We start from the raw sequence: 2,791 nt of genomic DNA on the forward strand, positions 1-2,791 counted from the left end.
AATGGGCGATCAGCTTCGCGCAACTGAACGGCTGCGCAGATCGCCCATTGCTCCGTCGGCGCAACCGCGCCAAATTCAGCAAAGGACTCTGGTTTCAGCCGGATGAACATCGGGGGTCACAGCAACCCACGCCTGCTAAACAGCTCCCAATGAGTAAATATTAAGCCATTGATTTTTGGTCCATAATCGCTGCACTTGTACACCGTACCCTGAAGCGTTTAAGTCAATCACGGTTGAACTGCTGCGATTTCGGCAAGCGGAAAAATATAGCCCCGAAATGGCGGAGCCGTCTCTCCTGTAGGAAAGACGGCTCCTATAGCGGGTGTTTAAGAGAGTACACCCGGGCTCTACCTTTTACCTTAGCAGAAGCGTGTTAGCGCGTCAAGATTCGTTTAACCGTCGCATTCTTTCAGATCCCTCGCGTACCATTTGAGTGCGGTGCGCATAATGAGTCCAAGCGCAGCCAATCCACCAAGGGCAAGAAACTGAAATTCCATGAAGTTCGCGACAATAATCGCAATAAGAGATAGGGAAATCGCAATCAAGGTTATATACATCCGTCTTTTTACCTTAACCTCTATGATTTCGGCACGAATTTTTGACGGATCGAAGCGACTTGTCATCACCGTCCGATATATTTCACCCATGACACGTTCATCTTGAAAGTATCCAGCATGCGCAGAAAGCGGATTTGGGATGCCAGACGGAATTCCCTCACTGTTGTAGAGGATTTTCTCAGTGCTGTTTGCTGGAGTACGCAGTGAAAAAATTCTTGCACTAATAGGGTCAAAACGAGACCAAATATTTACTATCGCGAATTCGCCACCCCGAAAGCCACATTGACCCGCCATCCTATCAATACTGGGGGCTTTTTGCTCTTGAATTCGACTATACCTCCTAGAAACACCGCTATCCTCTTGAAACAACGAAAATATATTATCGATAGGACTCCCAACGAGAAATACACATTTTATCTTCCGGAATCTTTCCAGCCTCGCTTGCCGCTCGTCATCCGCAAGATCAAGGGCATTAATTTTATCCGCAATTCTAAATACTGCCTCCATAGATATCGCGGATCCCAAGCTGTGCCCAATAACAATGCAATCATTGCAGCGTGGATTTTCGAGCACATCCAGAATTAGACTCTCAGCCTGCGCTATCCTCCTCTCTCTAATCGAGAAGCCATTGGAACGTTCGTCGTAGGAGGTCCAAAAGTATACATCCGATATCCTCTGCTTGATAGGCTGCCAAAGCAACCAAAACATGCCAAAAAAAACTGCAGTTGCACTCCCTAATGACAACGCGGAAGAAAACTTTGCGACGTCAAAGAAATAATCCAACGTGCGCCACAGTGTCAGCCAAACCGCAATTACCAACGAGCTCATTATAATGAGCGCCCCACCCATCCTGCATGCGAAATCCGTCAAGGCACGTCGTTCTCTCGCAAACCATTCACGGGCAACTGAAGTGTAGCTTCCGTAGTGCTTCTGCACGTCTTTCGTTTCGAGAAATGAAATAAAATCTTTTATTCTTCCACGGGGCCACCGTGAAACCTGAGGCGCCTCACCGAATTTTCGATAAAGCGCCTCAAGCTTCTCTCTACTCCTAGAGCCAGAAAATAAATCATCAACCAAGTATAAAGAGCGAATTCTGTAAAGCGGGTAACGCCGCCAGGGCGCAATGGCAATCCCGCATGAATTAATAATAATTTTAATAAGCCAAAACAGGAACGTGATCACAGAAATAGGTTTAACCAAGTCATCACCCCAGTAGCCCTCATAAGAACGAACAATTTTAACCTGAACATCTCTGTCTTTAAACTTCTTGATACGACGAAATTGAATCACTGACCTCGAACATCCATCCTTTCCCTCTTCAATCTTATGCTTAAAGTTCCTCGGAACTCCAAGCGTCTGAGCATTTCGAGCATTTCGAGCACTTCCGTACTTGTCGAATTCGTCGAGGAAAGTAGTTAGCGTTCCAAGTTTTTTAGGATTTCCGATACCATGAAAAAACACTAGAGCACTGTGTCCAATTTCGCGAGTTTTATCGCTTCGAGTGTTAGTCATCGTCTTCCCTTTTGCTTACATACTAAGTGACGGAAAGCTTAGCGATACCCTCAATGCGTGAAAAGGCACAATTCTCGAATCAATTATGTTGAAACACAATGCATGCCGGTGCTCACAGTCAGTTTTATCCAACTAAGGCCGAATAAGCCTGACGCAGCAGAAAAGCATGCGCGCCGAGCGGTACTGCCAATGGCTGTCGTTCATCCTGCTGCGATGCTCTCGACAGGGCGTGCTGCAAAGCTGCGCGGCAATAACGGCGCACCCTCGGCTCGGGTGCTTAGGGATGTCAGATCATTGGCAGTGGCCCCGCGCCGTTTAGGGCGCCCAATCGGCTTGCGCGTGGTCCTGGCGATCACGCCCCGCCGAGCCCCACCCCATCATTGCCCTTCGCCGTTGAGGGTTAGATAGGCCAGTTCATTTATGTTTGCGCTGCACGCTTGCATGCAGCCCTATCGGCTTACGCATTGGGGAGCAGAGTGCACGCGGATCCTAGCGATGACGCTTTGCGAGCGCCCCCTGCCCCTTTGTTGCCTTCTACCGTAGCACCGCCGTAGCACCGGGCGCTCGGACAACAGACAACCCCACCATCTGGCGGGGCGCAAGATCATTGATCTTATTCATTAAAGATGGTTGCGGGGGCAGGATTTGAACCTGCGGCCTTCAGGTTATGAGCCTGACGAGCTACCGGGCTGCTCCACCCCGCGCTGGTTCCCGAGGGCTGA

At 49.2% G+C, this 2,791-nt stretch carries 1 protein-coding gene and 1 tRNA gene; both read right to left on the reverse strand.

The window, feature by feature from the left end; genetic code table 11:
* Positions 1-392 precede the first annotated feature (392 nt).
* Entirely contained in the window at positions 393-2,069 is a 1,677-nt protein-coding gene (locus C8J30_RS18460; protein WP_146227973.1) for an alpha/beta fold hydrolase, read from the reverse strand.
* Positions 2,070-2,696: 627 nt separating this feature from the next.
* Positions 2,697-2,773: transfer RNA gene (locus C8J30_RS18130), tRNA-Met, on the reverse strand.
* Positions 2,774-2,791: the final 18 nt, after the last annotated feature.

This window comes from Rhodobacter viridis (genome assembly GCF_003217355.1).
GTDB classification, from domain to species: domain Bacteria; phylum Pseudomonadota; class Alphaproteobacteria; order Rhodobacterales; family Rhodobacteraceae; genus Rhodobacter; species Rhodobacter viridis.